10 protein-coding genes are annotated in these 18,549 nt (G+C 63.7%); 8 read left to right on the forward strand and 2 right to left on the reverse strand.

Annotation, left to right across the window (positions count from 1 at the left end):
- Positions 1–173 precede the first annotated feature (173 nt).
- The 6 genes from ACVWZ4_RS15155 (at position 174) to ACVWZ4_RS15180 (ending at position 6,887) form a co-directional block, all read left to right on the forward strand.
- Positions 174–1,049 carry a branched-chain amino acid ABC transporter permease gene (locus tag ACVWZ4_RS15155; RefSeq protein ID WP_456699990.1) on the forward strand — a complete coding sequence of 292 codons (876 nt, stop codon included), beginning with the start codon at positions 174–176 and terminating at the stop codon, positions 1,047–1,049.
- A 4-nt stretch (positions 1,050–1,053) separates the two neighbouring features.
- On the forward strand, positions 1,054–2,205 hold the full coding sequence (locus ACVWZ4_RS15160; protein ID WP_456740649.1) for a branched-chain amino acid ABC transporter permease: 1,152 nt from the start codon (positions 1,054–1,056) through the stop codon (positions 2,203–2,205).
- Positions 2,202–2,960, forward strand: coding sequence for an ABC transporter ATP-binding protein (locus ACVWZ4_RS15165; protein WP_456699988.1), 759 nt, complete (start codon positions 2,202–2,204; stop codon positions 2,958–2,960). The genes ACVWZ4_RS15160 and ACVWZ4_RS15165 overlap by 4 nt, the downstream gene beginning before the upstream one ends.
- A gap of 3 nt (positions 2,961–2,963) precedes the next feature.
- On the forward strand, positions 2,964–3,752 hold the full coding sequence (locus ACVWZ4_RS15170; RefSeq protein ID WP_456699987.1) for an ABC transporter ATP-binding protein: 789 nt from the start codon (positions 2,964–2,966) through the stop codon (positions 3,750–3,752).
- Between the two features lie 27 nt (positions 3,753–3,779).
- The gene (locus ACVWZ4_RS15175; protein WP_456740650.1) at positions 3,780–5,615 is read left to right on the forward strand and encodes an AMP-dependent synthetase/ligase; all 1,836 of its coding nucleotides are present in this window, start codon (positions 3,780–3,782) and stop codon (positions 5,613–5,615) included.
- A gap of 72 nt (positions 5,616–5,687) precedes the next feature.
- Positions 5,688–6,887, forward strand: coding sequence for an ABC transporter substrate-binding protein (locus ACVWZ4_RS15180; RefSeq protein ID WP_456699985.1), 1,200 nt, complete (start codon positions 5,688–5,690; stop codon positions 6,885–6,887).
- A 36-nt stretch (positions 6,888–6,923) separates the two neighbouring features.
- Here the strand turns inward: ACVWZ4_RS15180 and ACVWZ4_RS15185 are convergent, their stop codons facing one another.
- Positions 6,924–8,048, reverse strand: coding sequence for a lysozyme inhibitor LprI family protein (locus ACVWZ4_RS15185; RefSeq protein ID WP_456740651.1), 1,125 nt, complete (start codon positions 8,046–8,048; stop codon positions 6,924–6,926).
- A 91-nt stretch (positions 8,049–8,139) separates the two neighbouring features.
- Positions 8,140–8,871, reverse strand: coding sequence for a transglutaminase-like cysteine peptidase (locus ACVWZ4_RS15190; RefSeq protein ID WP_456699983.1), 732 nt, complete (start codon positions 8,869–8,871; stop codon positions 8,140–8,142).
- 626 nt (positions 8,872–9,497) lie between these two features.
- Here ACVWZ4_RS15190 and ACVWZ4_RS15195 point away from each other — a divergent pair.
- Complete coding sequence (locus ACVWZ4_RS15195) at positions 9,498–16,091, forward strand: VCBS domain-containing protein (protein ID WP_456740652.1); 6,594 nt, start codon at positions 9,498–9,500, stop codon at positions 16,089–16,091.
- Positions 16,092–16,242: 151 nt separating this feature from the next.
- Complete coding sequence (locus ACVWZ4_RS15200) at positions 16,243–18,477, forward strand: CHASE2 domain-containing protein (protein WP_456699981.1); 2,235 nt, start codon at positions 16,243–16,245, stop codon at positions 18,475–18,477.
- Positions 18,478–18,549: the final 72 nt, after the last annotated feature.

The raw sequence follows: 18,549 nt of genomic DNA on the forward strand, positions 1-18,549 counted from the left end.
GACTAAAGGCAAGACACCTAGCAAGCCACCGTTTGTTGACAGCACTCGGGGGTTCAGGCTGAATTGGCGCCGGGACGAATGGCGCTCGCGGCCGAGCGACTGCGTAGCGGCTGGACACAAGATGCGGCAGGGCGGTCGTCAAGAACCGCTGGTTGCATCGGGAGGACGCGGCGATGCTGGATTTTGTTCAGCAGCTGGTCAGCGGTGTTGCGCTCGGCTGTGTCTACGGCCTGATCGCACTCGGCTTCGTGCTCGTCTACAAGGCCACCGAGGTCGTCAACTTCGCCCAGGGCGATCTGATGATGCTGGGCGGCTTCTTCGCTTTCACCTTCATCGGCATGATGGGCCTGAACTACTGGGTTGGCTTTGCCGGCGCGGTGGTCGCAATGGCGCTGTTCGGCATGCTGGCGGAACGGATCGTGGTGCGGCCGATCCTCGGCTATCCGCAATTCTCCATCATCATGGCCACGATCGGGCTTGGCTATTTCCTGCGCTCGGTCGCCGGCATGATCTGGGGCACCGACGATTTCAAGATCGAGACGCCCTTCAGCCAGGGCGTGCTGCGCATCGGCTCGCTGGTGCTCGCTCATGACAAGCTGTCGGTGATCGCGGCGACGATCATCCTCTGTGCGCTGCTCTGGCTGTTCTTCAACAAGACCACGCTCGGCACCGCGATGCGCGCCAGTTCCGAGAACATGCTGGCGGCCTACTACATGGGCATCCCGGTCAAGCGCGTGGTGTCCATCGTCTGGGCGATCAGCGCGGCGGTTGCGACCTGCGCCGGCGTGCTGCTGGCGCCGATCACCTTCATTCACTCCAATGTCGGCCTCGTGCTCGGCCTGAAGGCCTTCCCTGCCGCCGTGCTCGGCGGTTTCGGCTCGATCCCCGGCGCGGTCGTCGGCGGCGTCCTGATCGGGGTCATCGAGAGCATGGCCGGCTTCTATCTGCCCGAGGGCTGGAAGGACGTCGCGCCCTACGTCGTGCTGCTCGCGGTCCTGCTGCTGAAGCCCGAAGGCCTGTTCGGCCTTCATGCCCGCAAGAAGGTCTGAACGCATGCGCTTCCTGTTCAAGACCGACTATGATGACGACATCAGGCTGTTCCCGCATTCGGGCCATGTCGTCTCCTATGGTCTCCTGTTCGCGGCGCTGCTGATCGCGCCTTACATGCTTTCCAGCTATCTGATGAGCCAGCTCGTCTTCGTCTGCATCTATGCGACGGTCGGCGTGGCGCTGCTGATCCTGACCGGCTTTACCGGGCAGGCCTCGCTGGGACATGCGGCGTTCCTGGCGATCGGCGCCTACACGGCCGCCTACCTGCAGAAATACAACGTGCCGTTTCCGGTCTATTTCCTCGCCGCCGGCGTCCTGACCGGCTGCGTCGGCGCGCTGGTCGGCTTTCCCGCACTGCGGCTCCAGGGCATCTATCTCGTCATCGCAACCATCGCCTTCGCCTTCATCGTCGAGGAGATCCTGGCGCGCTGGGAGAGCGTCACCAACGGGAATGAGGGCCTGCGGGTCAAGGCGCTGTCGCTGCTCGGCGTGACGGTCTCACGGGACAGCCCGACCTTCTATTTCCTTTGTCTTGCGGTGCTGGTGCTGACCATCGTCGGCACGCTCAACCTGCTGCGATCGCCGACGGGCCGCGCCTTCGTCGCGATCCGCGACAGCGAGACGGCGGCGCGCAGCATGGGCGTCAATGTCGCGCTCTACAAGGTGAAGTCGTTTGCGATCTCGGCGGCGATAACAGGCTTTGCCGGCGTGCTGTTCGCGCACAAGCTCTCCTTCATCTCGCCGGAGATGTTCACGCTGCAGCTCTCGATCGAATTCATCATCGTGATCCTGATCGGCGGCATCTTCAGCCTGCACGGGGCCGTGCTGGGTGCGATCTTCATCGTGATGATCGATCCGTTCCTGACCTACCTCAAGGACGATATGCCCGGCATCATCGCCGGCATTGCCGCGACCTTCGGCGCAGGCCCGGCGACGGCAGGCAATGTCCAGTCCAAGGTCGCGGCCTTTGCCTCGCTCAACGGGCTGAAGGGCGCGATCTACGGCATCATCATCATGGTGTTCGTGCTGTTCGAGCCGCTCGGCCTCTATGGCCGCTGGCTGAAGATAAAACTCTTCTTCCAGCTGTTCCCGCTCTACAAGCGCGCGACCTTCAAGCGACAGAAGATCTACGTGAAGTCGGAGCGGAACCGATGAGCTATTTCCGCGCCGAGAACCTGTCGCTGCATTTCGGGGGCCTCAAGGCGGTCGACGCGGTGTCGTTCGCGGTCGAGAAGGGCGAGATCCTGTCGATCATCGGCCCCAACGGGGCGGGCAAAAGCTCGATCTTCAATCTGATCTCGCGGATCTACCGGCCGACCTCGGGCCGCATCTTCTTCGAGGATCAGGACATCACGGAACAGCCGCCCTACGACATCGCAAGGCTCGGCATCGCCCGCACCTTCCAGAACATCGAGCTGTTCGAGAACGCCACGGTGCTGTCGAACCTCCTGGTCGGGCGCCACCGGCACTCGACCACGCAGCTCTGGCAGGAATTGCTGTTTCTGCCCAGCGTGCGCGCCAACGAGAAGGTGCATCGCCGCCGGGTCGAGCAGGTGATCGAATTCCTCGATCTCGAGCCATACCGTGATAAATTGATCTCGGGCCTGCCTTACGGCGTCCGCAAGGTGATCGAGCTCGCACGTGCGCTCTGCTCGGAGCCGAAGCTGATCCTGCTCGACGAGCCGTCGTCGGGGCTCAACGTGGAGGAGACCGACGACATGTCGTTCTGGATCCGCGACATGAAGAGCGAGCTCGGCGTCACCGTGCTGATGGTCGAGCACGACATGTCGCTGGTCAACCGCGTCTCCGACCGCGTCATTGCGCTCAACTACGGCCGCGTGCTGGCGACGGGCTCCCCGGCCGAGGTGCAGCAGCATCCCGACGTCGTCGCCGCGTATCTGGGAGCCTGACGCATGGATGCGACCATGGCCCCGGATATCATCCTGAAACTCTCCAACGTCGAGAGCTATTACGGGCCGATCATGGCGATCCGCGGCATCTCGCTGGAGGTGCCGCGCGGCCGTATCGTCACGCTGCTCGGCGCCAACGGCGCCGGCAAGACCACGGTGCTGAAGACCATCTCGGGCATTCTCGATCCGCAGAAGGGCTCGATCGAGTTCATGGGCAAGCCGATCCAGCGCATGGAGGCCGACCGCATCGTGCGTTTGGGGCTTAGTCATGTCCCCGAGGGGCGCGAGGTGTTCCCGTTCCTCTCGGTGCGCGAAAACCTGATGATGGGCGCCTATCCGCGCAGCGATCGCGACGGCGTCGCGGAGGATCTGGAGCGGGTCTATGGCTACTTCCCGCGATTGAAAGAGCGCATCGACCAGCCGGCCGGCCAGCTCTCCGGCGGCGAGCAGCAGATGCTCGCGATCGGGCGCGCACTGATGAACCGGCCGACGCTCCTGCTGCTCGACGAGCCCTCGCTCGGCCTGTCGCCAATCCTGGTGAAGGAGATCTTCAACATCATCCGCCGCGTCAACGAGGAGCAGGGCATGTCGATCCTGCTGGTCGAGCAGAATGCCCGCGTGGCGCTGGAGACGGCGCATTACGGCTATGTCCTCGAGATTGGCCGCGTGGTCATGAATGACAGCTGCGACCGCTTGATGCATTCGAAGGACATCCAGGAGTTCTACCTCGGCGCCAAGGAGCAAGGCGCGCGAGGCGAGCGGCGCTGGAAAAAGAAGAAGACGTGGCGATGAACTGAAGATGACAAGGAGGAGACGTGCATGGCCCGACCGGTGCTGACGGTCGCCGATACGATCGCGAAGAGCTTCTTGCGCGCCGCGGAGGTACGCGGCGACAGGCCTGCGATCCGCGAGAAGACGTTCGGCATCTGGCAGCCGACCAGCTGGCGCGAATGGCTGCAGATCTCCAAGGAAATCGCCTACGGCCTTCGTGCCAGCGGCTTCATGCCCGGCGACGTCGCCTCGATCATCGCCAACGCCGTGCCGGAGTGGATCTACGCCGACATGGGTATATTGTGTGCCGGCGGCGTTTCGTCAGGCATCTATCCGACCGATGCGTCGGCCCAGGTCGAATATCTTCTCAATGATTCCGCGACGCGGGTGATCTTCGCCGAAGACGAGGAGCAGCTCGACAAGATTCTTGCGTGCCGGGCGCGCTGTCCCCGCCTGCAGCGGATCGTCGTCTTCGACATGGAGGGTCTCAGCGCCTTTTCCGACGCCATGGTGATGTCGATCGACGAGTTTCGCGCGCTCGGGCGTGACCACATGGTCGGCCGCGAGGCGCTGTGGCGGGAGATGATCGACAGCCGCAGCGCCGGCGATCTCGCCGTTCTCGTCTACACCTCGGGCACGACAGGGCCGCCCAAGGGCGCGATGCATTCCAATCGCAGCGTCACGCATCAGATGCGGCACGCCAACGATTTCATCCCGGCGCGCGAGGAGGAGGACCGGCTGATCTTCCTGCCGCTCTGTCATGTCGCCGAGCGCATCGGCGGCTACTACATCTCCGTTGCACTTGGCTCGATCATGAACTTCGCCGAGAGCCCGGAGACGGTGCCCGATAATCTGCGCGAGGTGCAGCCGACGGTCTTTCTCGCGGTGCCGCGGATCTGGGAGAAATTCTATTCCGCCATCACCATCGCGCTGAAGGACGCGACGGCATTCCAGCAATGGGCCTACCGCCGTGCCATCAAGATCGGCTATCGCATGGTCGATTGCCGCCTGCAGGGCCGGACGCCGTCGCTGGGCTTGCGCATCGCCAACCGCATCGCCTATCAGCTCGTTTTCCGCAACATCCGCCGCATGATCGGGCTCGACCGTTGCCACATCGCCTTCACGGGAGCAGCACCGATCGCGCCGGATCTGATCCGCTGGTACCTCGCGCTCGGCATCGACATGCACGAGGTCTACGGCCAGACCGAGAATTGCGGCGTCGCGACCATGATGCCGGCCGAACGCATCAGGCTCGGCTCGGTCGGCACGGCGGTGCCCTGGGGCGAGGTCGCGCTCTCTCCCGACGGCGAGATCCTGATCAAGGGCGACTTCCTGTTCATGGGCTACCTCAATCAGCCGGAGAAGACGGCGGAGACCATCGATGTCGGCGGCTGGCTGCACACCGGCGATATCGGCACCATCGATAACGAGGGGTTTGTCCGCGTCACCGACCGGATGAAGGACATCATCATCACCTCGGGCGGCAAGAACATCACGCCGTCGGAGATCGAGAACCAGCTCAAATTCTCGCCCTACATTTCCGATGCTGTCGTGATCGGCGACAGGCGGCCGTACCTGACCTGCCTGGTGATGATCGACCAGGAGAATGTCGAGAAGTTCGCGCAGGATCACGACATTCCCTTCACAAACTACGCCAGCCTGTGCCGTGCCGGCGAAATCCGGGACCTGATCTGGCGCGAGATCGAAGCCGTCAACGCCAGCTTCGCGCGCGTCGAGTCCATCAAGACGTTCGACCTGATCGAGCGCCAGCTCACGCCGGAGGACGAGGAGCTGACCCCGACCATGAAGCTGAAACGTAATTTCGTGAACAAGCGCTACGCCGCTGAAATCGACGCGATGTATCGCGAGCGGGCGGTCGCCTGACCCGCAAATCAACAGCGAGCGGTGATGGCCCCGCCGCTCGCGCAATACGGGCCTTAAGGAGAGGAGACGTCAATGTCGAAGTCGTTGAAAGCGTTCGGCCTTGCTGTGAGTGCGTTCGCACTCACCTGTCAGCCGTCCCTGGCGCAAACCAAAGTCACCAATGAGGGCATTTCGGCCAACGAGATCGTCATCGGTACCCATCAGGATCTGTCGGGTCCGATCAAGGTCTGGGGCGTGCCTGTTTCCAACGGCATGAAGATGGCAGTCGAGGAGATCAACGCCGCCGGCGGCATCCAGGGCCGCAAGATCAAGATGGTCCTGGAGGACAATGGCTATGATCCGAAGAAGGCGGTGCTGGCCTCGCAAAAGATGGTCGAGCGCGACAAGATCTTCGCGATGATCGGTCCAATGGGCTCGCCGACGGTGCTGGCCGCCCAGGACATCCTGTTCGATGCCGGTGTGCTCCAGCTGTTTCCGCTGACGGCGGCCGAGTTCACCTTCAAGTTCGATCCGGCCAAGCCGCAGGAGCGGCTCAAGTTCAACAATCTGCTGCCTTACGTCGAGAGCACGCGCGCCGCCCTGAAATACATGATGGAGTGGAAGAATTTCCAGAAGCCCTGCATCATGCATCAGGACGACGAGTACGGAAAAAACGTGCTCGACGGCTTCAACCAGCAGCTCGCGGCAATGAAGCTGCAGCCCGCCTCGATCACGAGCTACAAGCGCGGCGCGTCCGATTTCAGTGCGCAGGTCGCCAAGATGAAGTCGGACGGCTGCGACCTCGTCGTGCTCGGCACCGTGATCCGCGAGACCATCGGCGCGATGACCGAGGCGAAGAAGCTCGGCTGGGACGTCACTTTCCTGGGCGCCACGCCGACCAACGTGCTGGAGGTGCCGACGCTCGGCAAGGAGGCGGTCGAGGGCCTCTATGCGGCTTCGGGCTTCGAGATTCCCTATGAGGACACCGCCAAGGGCAAGGTCCACGACTGGCTGATCAACTACAAGAAGATGTTCGGTGCCGACGCCAACACCCAGGCGATCATCGGCTACAACGCGGTGATGACGTTTGCGTTCTACGCCGACAAGGCCGGCAAGGATCTGACCGGACAGAAGATGCTCGATTCACTGGAATCAGGCGAAAAGTTCCTCGACATCTTCAATTCGCCGCCGACCAAGTTCTCCAAGACCGACCATCTCGCCAACACCATCACCCAGGTGCAGCAGGTCAAGGGCGGCCGCTGGGTGCTGGTCAAGGACAATCTGATGTTTTGATCTTCGCCGACCCTCCCCTCCAGGGGAGGGTTAGCGCTACGACCCCCCGCCCGCCGTCCCCGAATTCACCGGCGCCAGCTCGTCTTCGCGGCAGCGCCAGCCGTCGGCCGCTTTGACGAAGGCAAAGGTGCGCTGGATGCGAAGGCGGCGCGTGACATTGAAAGCCGCTGCGGAGCGATCCTTGTTGGCGGCGGCCGGTTGCGGACGGCCGGTGCTGGCGTCCCAACAGGTGCCGGTGCACGCGGACGCGACCTTGCTGCAGGTGGTGAATGGCGCCAGAACCACCATCTCGATCTCGCCGGTGACCTGCGCCTCCTGATCGGTCATTTGGCTGTCGAGTGCGTAGACGCGATTGATGCGGAGAAAATTGCCGCAGGAATTGGCGGCGTGGATGCGCGCGGCGCAGAAGTCGACGGCGTCGGCGTCGGGCTCGCGGGCCGAGACCTGCCGGCCGAACACCTTCTTCGGATCGCCCCCGGCTGCGGCGATCTCGTCGGTCTTGCGCTTCAGATATTCGGCCAGGCAATCTTCCGCGGTGCCAATCTCCTGCGGCGGCACGTTCTCCTTGCCGATCAGATTGCATTTGCGATCGCGCTCGCGGGTCCAGCGGCCGTATTCTGCGAAAGCAAACCGTGCCGCGGTCGGGTCCAGCTTGCCGATCAGGCCGAGCACCTGGCTGTTGAGCTCGGTCTCGGTCAGCGCCAGCGACGGGTCCGCGCAGATCAGTGCGCCGGCCGCGGTGTTGGCGGCCAGACAGTCGAAATTCGTATCCCGCACGATGGTGGCGCGATCCTCGGTCACCTTGAGCAGGCAGGCCTTCACGCGGTCGAAATCTTCGACGCGAACGGCGGTCTGGCCGACGATGCCGCAGCCGAGATTGCGCTGGCGATTCCAGATCGCATTCTCCTCGATCGCAGGCAGACGATCGGGCAGGCGGGCGAGCCGCGCCTCGATGGCCGTGGAGAGCTTCTCGGCGGCTGCGGCAAGCTCGGCATCGCCGCAGAACAATTGATTGCCGGGATCGCGGATCTGCTGGCAGTTGTTCCTGGCGAATTGCGGCAGCCTGTCGGACAGGGAAGAAGCGGATGGACCGGATTGTGCGAAGCCTGATGCCGCCGGCAACGCCAGCAGCGCAAGTATGGTCAGTACGATCAACCGCATTCCGCTCGCCCCGCAGAGAATGCGCCATGCTAGCGCCGGGGATCACGCGGCGAAACGGGTTTGTGGCGGGCAGGTTCGGGCTGCGAGGCGATCAGTGCACCCCGGGGATCACCATCGAGAACTGGACGGGCTCGCCGACATATCTCAGCACGGCAGACTGGTAGAGCACGAACAGCGGCTGGTAGCTGCGTGCCTCGTCATCCGCGACCATGGCCATGCGGCGGTTGTCGAGCATCAGCCAGTGTCCGTCGAGCCTTGCGGCGACAACCGCATGCTCTCCCCCGGCCCTGGCATCGCGCACCACGACGATGCGGAGGTCCTCATCGGCAACGCCGGCGAGCCGCAGCGCGGCGACCTTGGCGATGGCATAGTCTTCGCAATCGCCGGCGCCGCGCGCAAAGGTCGCGAGCGGCGAGCTCCAGATATCTTCGGCGCCGTCACTTTCGGCGCGGATGGCGAGGTTGATGGCACGGTTGGTCTCGCCCAGCCGCGCGCGACCGTCGCGGGTGCGGACCTGGTCGACGATGGCCAGCAGCTTCAGCGCCGCGGGCGAGGCGCAATGGTCGCGATCGCCGTCGCACAGCGCGAGCTGCACCATGTCGTCGTCGAGCTGCTCCTTCAGTGCGAACCATTTCTGCCGCAGGCCGCCGCTGGAAACGGCGAAGGCGAACAGGCCGAATGGCTCGGCGGATTTGCGCACGAGCACGCCTGCGCCCGGCGACAGCAATGTGCCGGCACGAAGATCGGCCGCGGATCCGAGCAGCATCAACCCGCATAGAGCAATGACTGCGCGCCAGGCGCGCAGGCGAGCGGCGGACTCCATCTGACATCCCCTTCCGGCTTCGCAAGATGATGAGGAAGGATTCCCCTCGACCTCGACGTGCCGGCTTTGTTGCTTTCGCGGAGATGGTGCGGGACGGCCCGTTTTGTTCCGCTTAACGCGCGGCGGCGGGCTCCCAAAACCGCGGGACAGGCTGAAGCGGGCCTGCCCGAATTGCATAAAACTTTACGAATCGGGAGGTAGGAGAGGCTCGGCTGCCGCGAAATGGCATCGAATGCAGGCAAAAGTTGTGGTCGGTCAATTCTGCGCTTGTGGCTAATGACCCGCTACTTCACGGATTCTGTTAGTTGGTCGCAGATTGGGCCCCGTAATTGCCGCAGTATGCGGCGGCGCATCATGATGCAAAGATTGAGGTGAGCATTCATAGTTGAAATTATACTGCAGAGTACATGGAATGACCGGAAATGGGCTCCAATACCGACGCTTTACTCGCAAATCTCACAATGATGACTTCAGTTCATCTTTGAGTGTCGCCGCAGGCATAGTCGCGGGCCGCCAAGTCGTGCAAATCACACAAGCAATAGGTGGTTTCGCTAAGGACTTGGTAATGATATGCGAGCTTAGGCGATCGATTCTTTCATAAATATTAACCTTTTTTCGGTGCCCCGTTGAATTACGCTGGCAAATTTGACGCCGCGCTCTCCTTGGATGGACAGGGTTTCCGCTCGCCCGCATCCGGCCACGTCGTTCCCTTTACGGCCAATTCCTTTACCGCCAACTCCCATACCGCGGGCTCCTATACCGCCAAGGCACATGGCCACGTGCCCGATGGTGCGGTCGTCGTTGCCGACCCCAATCTGATCTTCCATGGCGATTTCAAGCGCACGGGGCTTGATCTCGTGCTGTCTCATGACGGCCACGCGTTCGTCGTTCACGATTATTTCAGGGGCGACAAGCGCGCGGCGATCGCCTCGGCGGACGGTGCGCATCTCACCGGCGATATCGTCAGCGCGCTCACGGGTTACGTTCAATATGCGCAGGCGGCGCCCGGCGCCGCTGCGGCACAGGTCATCGGCCATGTCACCAAGCTGACCGGGAGCGCCACCGCGATCCGCAACGGCGTCTCGGTCGTCCTGAACAACGGCGACAACGTCGAGAAGGGCGACGTGGTCTCGACCGGCTCGGATTCGACACTCGGCGTGACCTTCATCGACGGCACCGTGTTCGGCCTGTCCTCCAACGCGCGGATGGTGCTGAACGAGATGGTCTACGACCCGAACGGGTCGAACAATTCCTCGCTGCTCAGCCTGGTCGCGGGCACCATCACCTTCGTCGCCGGCGAGACCGCCAAGCACGGCGACATGAAGATCGACACGCCGGTCGCCACCATGGGTATCCGTGGCACGGCGGTGCTGACCGAGATCAACTTCGTCGTTCCCGCAGGTGGCGGCGATCCGCAGCCTCAGGCGAACTTCCAGGTGCTGGTCGAGCCGAATGGCACCACCGGCTCCTACATCCTGTTCGACAAGCTGACCTTGCTGCCGATCGCGACGGTCAACCAGGCCGGACAGATGATCCAGATCAGCGGTGGCAACGTCTCGGTCACCAATGCGCTGTTGTCACCCGATGTGCAGAAGCTGATCACGGACGTGTTCACGCTGAAGTTCACGGACAACAATACCAACACCAAGCTGACCACGAACTTCACCGACACCGTCACGCAGACCAGCGACGGCCTCACGATCAAGACGCCAGCCGGCTACGTCGCGATTCCGGTCTTCGTCAATCTCAGCCAGCAGAACGCTGCGCTGCAGGGGCCGACCGACCACGCGACCGCGGGCAGCCGTGTTCCGAACGCGCTGTCGCTGTTTTTGCAGAGCCTCGACCTCGCCAACAACGTCAAGCTCGCATTCAACCTGACCGAGGTCGCAGGTCAGACCGGCGTGTCGACGGCCGATCTGGTGATCGCCAAGGCCTCCTTTGTCGACTTCAATCTTGGCGACCGTCCGACCGTGAAGGTGGTGCTCACCGACGGCACCTATGTCTACCAGGACTCGGGCCAGCACGACGTGACGGCAGGCCTTTCGGCGCTCCAGAAGCAGGATATCCTGGCCACCGAGGTCAAGATCACCGTCGTTCCCGGCGCCGGCAACGACAGCAATGGAACCGCGGCCTGGACCTTCAGCGTCCCCGATAGCGCCTTCGATTTCCTCGCCGCAGGCGAGACGCTGACGCTGAAATACACCATCGTCCTCAACAACAACTTCGCCGACGATCCAGGGATCGTCACCAAAGACATCACCATCACCATCACCGGCACCAACGACAAGCCGGTGATCACCTCGGCCGTGCCGACCATCACCTTCTCGGGCGGCACCAGCGTGCCGGGTGGCCCGCTCACCACCGACGTCCCCACCTCGGGCACGCTGAGCTTCAGCGATGTCGATCTCACCGACACGCACACGGTGGCGGTATCCAAGTTCAGCGCGGTCCTGCCCGGCGGCACCGTGCCCCAGAGCATCTACGACTTCCTCGCCAAGGACCTCTCGGTCTCGATCGCGCCCGGTCACGACAGCACGGGGTCCGGCACGGGAACGGTGAATTGGTCGCTCGGAGATATCCCGGTCTACCTCGCCGACTTCATCCCGAAGGGCGAGGTGCTGACGCTGACCTACACCGTGACGGTCACGGACTCGCAGGGCGCCACGTCAGACCAGACCATCACGGTCACGATCACGGGCACCGATGCGCCTGCCGTGGTGTGGATCGCGACGAACAAGCCGGGAGCTCCGTCAGGCGGCTTCTGGGGGGACGGCGCCAACTGGGAAACCGGCACCGTGCCGACCAGCAGCGACGACGTCATCGTCATCACCGACCAGCTGCACGGCCTGACGCCGTCCTATCCGGTCACGATCGACACAGCCGCGTTCGCCAATTCGCTGACGATGAACGATTTCGACACCAAGGCGGACCACACAGCCCCCGAGGTGATCAACAAGAGCACACTGACGATCACCGGGACGCTCACGCTCGAGGCCGATTCGAGATTCACCAATCAGGCGACGGGCATCGTCTCGATTGGCGGCAAGGCCGAGTTTTCGGGGGCGAGCCTCCTGGCGAATGCCGGGGGGATGACGCTTGCAGGCGGTGGCGACTTCGCCGAGGCTACGTCGATCACCAACTCCGGCACGATCGAACTGTCCGGCGGCACGCTGACGACGCTCGCCGAGATTCACAATGCAGGCGGCATCCTCCAAGCGGATGTCGGTACGAGGCTGATCGTTGGTGCCGCGACGGTCGATGGCGGTGCCGTGACCATTTACGGCACGCTGGAGCTCGACGGCACCAGCCTGATCGAGAACGGCACGCTGAGCAATTGCGGTGTGGTCAACGTCAGGGGTGCAGCAGAGTTCAGCAGCGAAACCGTTGCCAACAAGGCCGGCGGCCTGATCGAGGTGTGGAGCGACAGCGCGCTGACGATCGACCATGGCTCCGTCGTCAAAAATTCCGGCAACCTCACGGTCGATGCCGACGGCAAACTGATCGTCAACGGCGCGACGATCGACGGCGGCACGCTGACCATATCAGGTACGCTGGAATCGACCGGCAGCAGCGCCATCACCGGCGTGGATATCACCAGCACCGGCACGGTCACGGTCGACGGAATGTCGAAGCTCCATTTGACCGACGTCTCGATCAACGGCGGCAGCCTGAACAATTTCGGCAATCTCTACGCCGTGTCGGGCGGCAACAATGTCACGGGTGCCGTGACCAACACCGGGATCATCGAGGTGCAGGCCGGCACCCTGAACCTGTCCGGCAAGCTCACCGGCGCCGGCCAGTTGATCATCGACGACGAGGCGACGCTGGAACTCGGCGGAGCCGATGCGCAGACCGTCACCTTCAGCGGTGGTTCCGATACGCTGCAGCTTGACAACACCAGCCATGGCTTCACCGGGACCATCACCGGCCAGGCGACGAGTGGTGGCAGCTTCGCGATCACCGGTAACGCCGACATCACGGCGTCTGAAGGCGATGCGCTCGACTTCACGGCATCGGGCGGGTCGAGCGACAGCCGCGGCGACATCGTGCTGACGCCATCAGGCACGCTGACCGGCGCGAACAATGGCATTGCCGTCAGCCAGAACGGCATCGGTACTATCTCGCTGATCACGGTTGGCGATGTCACCGGAACTGCCGGCGACGGCATCACGCTGCGGGACGGGGCGACCGGGGCGGGCGACATCGCCGCGACGATCGGCGGCACGGCGTCCGGTGCTGTCGGTCTCGACGTGCTCGCCAACCGCGATGGCGATGTCACCATCACCAATCACGGGCATATCATAGGCACGGGTTCGTACGGCATCAGTGTCGTCCAGGACGGCGACGAGGCGACGGGTTCGACGCACATCACCAATACCGGATCTGTGGCCGGTGCCGGCGACGTCGCCGCGATCTCCATTCACGAGAGCGCGACCGGCACCGCGACGATCGACAATTCCGGCACCATCGGCCGCGACGACGCCGGAAGCGTGACCGCGACCGCCTACGCGATCGTCGAGACCGGCGGCGCGGTCGCGATCAACAATAGCGGCCACATCAACGGCAACATCTCGGCTGCAAGCGCCACCTTCGACAACGAATCCGCCGGCACCTGGATCGTTTCCGGCACCAACGCGTTCGGCCCCTCGTCCACGATCGATAATGCCGGCGAAATCGATCTCCACGACGGCGCCTCTGTCGCGAGCGCGGACGGGCTGACCTTCGGCATCACCAACTCCGGCAGCATCGAGAGTTGGGGCACGACATCGATCACGGGCAGCATCACCAACACCAACACGATCGAGATCCATGCCGGCGGGGCCTTGTCGCTGTTCGGCTCGCTGTCCGGCTCCGGTTCGGTCACGATCGATGCCGGTGCGACGCTGGTGCTCGACGCCACGATGTCGCAGACGGTCACCTTCGCGGGCGAGGGCAGCGAGCTCTCCATCCAGACGACGGATTTCGGCGGCTCGATCGCGGGATTGATCGCGACCGACAAGATCGACCTGTCGAGCATCGGGTATGGTCTCGGAACCAGTGCGATCTACGTCGCCAATGACGACGCCAAAACCGGCGGCACGCTGACGATCACCGACGCTGCAGGTCATCACATCAGCCTGGCCCTGACGGGCGCCGACTACAGCAACACGATCTTCGCGGGCAGCGACGACGGCACGGGTCACACGCTGATCACCGTCAACGCCGCGGACGACGCGCCGAAATTCACCGCCGATGGCGCCGGGCTGAGCGCGAGCTTCTCCGAATTGGCGAACACCACCAATTCCCCGGCGCCCGACCCGGTACCGGCCGCCGCCGGCTCGATCGCCTTCACCGACGTCGATCTGACCGATCGTCCGCAGGCGAACGTGACCCACCAGGACGTGACCTGGCTCGACGCCGATGGCCATACCGAGCTCACGCCGACCTCGGGTCAGGCGAGTGCGCTGGAAAGCGCGCTTGCGGTCCTGACATCAGGCAAGAACAATGGTGCCGTCGACTGGAGCTATTCGATCGCTGACGGTGCGCTGGACTTCCTCGGCCAGGGCCAGACCGCGACCGTCGTCTCCACCATCGCGCTCGACGACGGCCATCACGGCACCGACACGACCCAGGTCACCGTCACGATCACCGGCGCCAACGATGCGCCCGCGATCACGACGGGCGCGGGCGACGTCGACACGGTGACCCTGCCCGAGACCAATGCTGGGCTCAGCAAGGGCGGCACGCTGACCGTATCCGACGCCGACGCCACGGACCACGTCACGGTGGCACTCGATCACCTCTCCGTCTATCTCGACGGCGTCCTGCAGACCGACGGCATCGACGGGCTGTCGAACGCGGATCTGGTGAACTATTTGGCGGTTCAGTCCGGCGACATCCTGAACGGCACGGCTGACCACGCCCAGTTCTCGTGGGACTTCAATTCGGGCGACCAGGCCTTCGACTTCCTCGCTGCCGGCCACACGCTGTCGCTGCAATACACCATCGTGCCCAATGACGGTCACGTCACCGGCACGGGCGACGTCGTCACGGTCAACATCACCGGCAGCAACGATTCGCCGATGCTCGACGACGCGACGCTGACCTCTGTCGCCGGCAATGACAGCAATCCGGCCGGAAGCACCGTCAGCGATCTCTTCGCGAGCAAGTTCCACGATGTCGACGACGGCGCGAGCTTCCAGGCCATCGCGGTCACATCGGACACGGCCACGACCGCCGAGGGCGTCTGGCAGTACGAAGTCGCCGGCACCAGCCAGTGGGTCGATATCGGATCGGTCAGTGACTGCCATGCGCTGGTGCTGGGCACCGACACGTCGATCCGTTTCGTGCCGGCCGACGGTTTTACGGGCACGCCGGACGCGCTCGGCGTCCAAGCGCTCGACGACACCTATGGCGGTGGCATCACGACGTCAGCGGCGCCAGTGACGACCGACATCGCGGCGATGGCCACCGACGGCACGGCGCCGGCGTCGAGCGAGGCTACCACGATCAGCACCAGCGTGACCGCGCCTGCCGGTGGGCCGCTCATCGGCACCGACGATTTCTACGTCTCGCATGATCGCGAGCTCGGCACCGACAGCATCCTCAATCTCTCGGTCAGCGACACCGATTCCAACGCGTCGGCGGATGACTTCACCGTCACAGCCGTCACTGCGCATGCGCCTGATAGCCACGTCGATCCGTCGGCCGCATCCGGCTCGCTCGATGACATCAATACGGCCTTCCAGGACGGCATCACTTACAATCCCGGAGACACGCCGCCCGACCAGGACCAGATCACGCTGACCGTAACGGACCAGACCACCGGCGCCGGCGACACGGTCAACTTCATCTTCAACGAGGGCGACGCCCGCAATGGCGTCACGCTGAGCGGCACCAGCGGCAAGGACGTCATCTTCGCGACGACGACCGGCGACACGCTGAGCGGCGGCGGCGGCAAGGATCAGTTCGTGTTCGCGCCGGGCAGGACCGGGGAAGATGCCACGCACACCATCGCCGATTTCATTGAGGGCCTCGACAAGATCGACCTGCGCCAGTTCTCGGGCGTTGCGTCCACTCACGATCTCCACATGACCCAGCTGTCCGGCGAAACGCAGGTTACGTGGCAGGAGCATATTGGTACGGGAGACGGCGCGGTCACCGAACATGAAACGCTGCTGCTGAAGAACGTGGTCGCCGCAAGTCTCAAGGCCAGCGATTTCATCTTCCACATCTCCTGATCGGCGCCCGATCCGGCCCGCCTGGCCGCGATCGATGCCCGGCTTGGCGCCGGCAAAAAATCCGCAATCCTCCGCCATCGGGGAATGGAAAATCACACGCTTAGGCTCCATGATCCGGGGGACGCGACGCGCGCCGGGAAGCTCGACTGACATGAAACGTCTCAAAATCCTGCGCCGGTGGTTCACGCGGAGACTCGGCATTGCGCGCCTGCTGGGGCTTGGGCTGCTGATCGTCTTCGCCGGGTTGCGCGTCTGGGATCCGCCGCCGGTGCAGGAATTGCGCGTGCGCACCTTCGACCTGTTTCAGCTGATCGATCCCCGCCACAAGACGGTGCGGCCGGTCACGATCGTCGACATCGACGACAAGAGCCTCGCCAAGTTCGGCCAGTGGCCTTGGCCGCGGACGCGGATCGCGGACTTGGTCATCAACCTCACCGCCGCCGGCGCGGTGGCGATCGGCTTCGACGTGGTGTTTTCGGAACCCGACCGGCTCAGTCCGGATCTGGTCGCCGGCCAGATGCGCTACCTCGACGACGTCACCCGCGCCAGACTGCGCGAGCTGCCGAGCAACGACCAGGTCCTCGCCGAAGCGATCAGGCGTTCGCACGTCGTCCTCGGCGAGACCGGCCTGCCGGCGGTCGAGTCCGAGCTTGACAAGACACTGCCCTTCACTGGCGTCGCGACGGTGGGCGAGGAAGGCGCCGAAAAATTTCTGTTCGAGTTTCCCGGCCTGCTCCGCAACGTGCCCGTCATCGAGAAGGTCGCCGCCGGCCGCGGCCTGTTCTCGATCAAGACCGAGCGCGATGGCCTGATTCGCCGTGTGCCGATGATCATGCGCACCCAGGGCAACATGATCATGCCCTCGCTGAGTCTGGAGATCCTGCGGATCATCACGCGAACGCCGACGCTGCTGGTCCGCACCGACAAGACCGGCATCCGCGCGATCCGCCTCAAGGGCGTCGAGATCCCGACCGATAAGAACGGCCAGCTCTGGGTGCACTACGCCCGTCTCGATCCCTCGATCTATGTCTCGGCGTCCGACGTGCTCGACAACACCGTGTCGCCGGACAAGATCAACGGCAAGCTGGTGTTGATCGGCACGTCCGCGGCCGGTCTGAACGACATCAAGACCACGCCGGTGTCCTCGACCATGCCCGGCGTCGAGATCCACGCCCAGGTGCTCGAAAGCGTGCTCAGCCGCGCGGTCATCTCCCAGCCGAACTACGCGCTCGGCGTCGAGCTTCTCGCGGCGATGATCATCGGCATCCTCGTCATCATCTTCACGCCGAATCTCGGCCCGGTCCGGCTGGTGCTGGCCGGGGCGTTGTTCGCCGCGATCCTGGTCGGCACGTCCTGGTTCTTCTACGCGCAGTATCGCTATCTGATCGACTTCACCTATCCACTGCTGTCGACCACCGCGATCTACCTCACTTTCATCTTCTGGAGCTTCGTGCGCGAGCAGCGCCAGCGCGTGCAGATCCGCGGCATCTTCGCCCAATACATGTCGCCGGTGCTGGTCGAACAGCTGGCGCAATCGCCGGAGAAACTCGTGCTCGGCGGCGAGGAGCGCGAGATGACGATCATGTTCTCCGACGTGCGCGGATTCACCACGATCTCGGAGAGCTACAAGCACGATCCGCAAGGCCTGATCACGCTGATGAACCGCTTCCTGACACCGCTCACGGACGTGATCATCGAACAGAAGGGCTATGTCGACAAATACATGGGCGACGCCATCATGGCGTTCTGGAACGCGCCGCTCGACGATGCCGAGCACCAGGTGCATGCCTGCGAGGCCGCGATCCAGATGCTGGAAAGGATCGACGTCGTGAACAAGGAGCGCGAGCAGGAAGCGGCCGATGGCGGCCATGTCTACATCCCGCTCAATGTCGGCATCGGCCTCAACACCGGCATCGGGGTGGTTGGCAACATGGGCTCCGATCTGAAGAAGAACTATTCTGTGCTCGGCGACAGCGTGAACCTCGCCTCGCGCCTGGAAGGCCAGACCAAGGAATACGGCTTCCCGATCATCGTGGGCTCGCGCACCGCACTCGCCGCCAAGGACAGATTCGCGATCCTCGAGCTCGACTTCATCACGGTCAAGGGCAAGAGCGAACCGGAGGTGATCTATGCGATCGCCGGCCGCGAGGATGTGTTGCAGTCGGCCGCGTTCCAGCGCCTGCGCAACGTCACCATCGAAATGCTCGCCTGCTACCGCAGCCGCGACTGGCACGGCGCACTGGACGCCATCGAACGCGGCCGTCGCAGCGAGGATGCCGACACGCTGGAGAAGCTGTTCAAGCTGTACGAAGCAAGGATCAACGAGTTCAAGGTCGATCCGCCGCCCGAGGGGTGGAACGGAGCGTTTGCGCTGCTGACGAAGTAGGGGCGCGAGGACGTAGCCTGTAGGGTGGGTTAGCTCAGCGGATGCGCGAAGCGCGTCTGCTCGGCGTAATCC

Source organism: Bradyrhizobium sp. USDA 4472 (assembly GCF_054058595.1).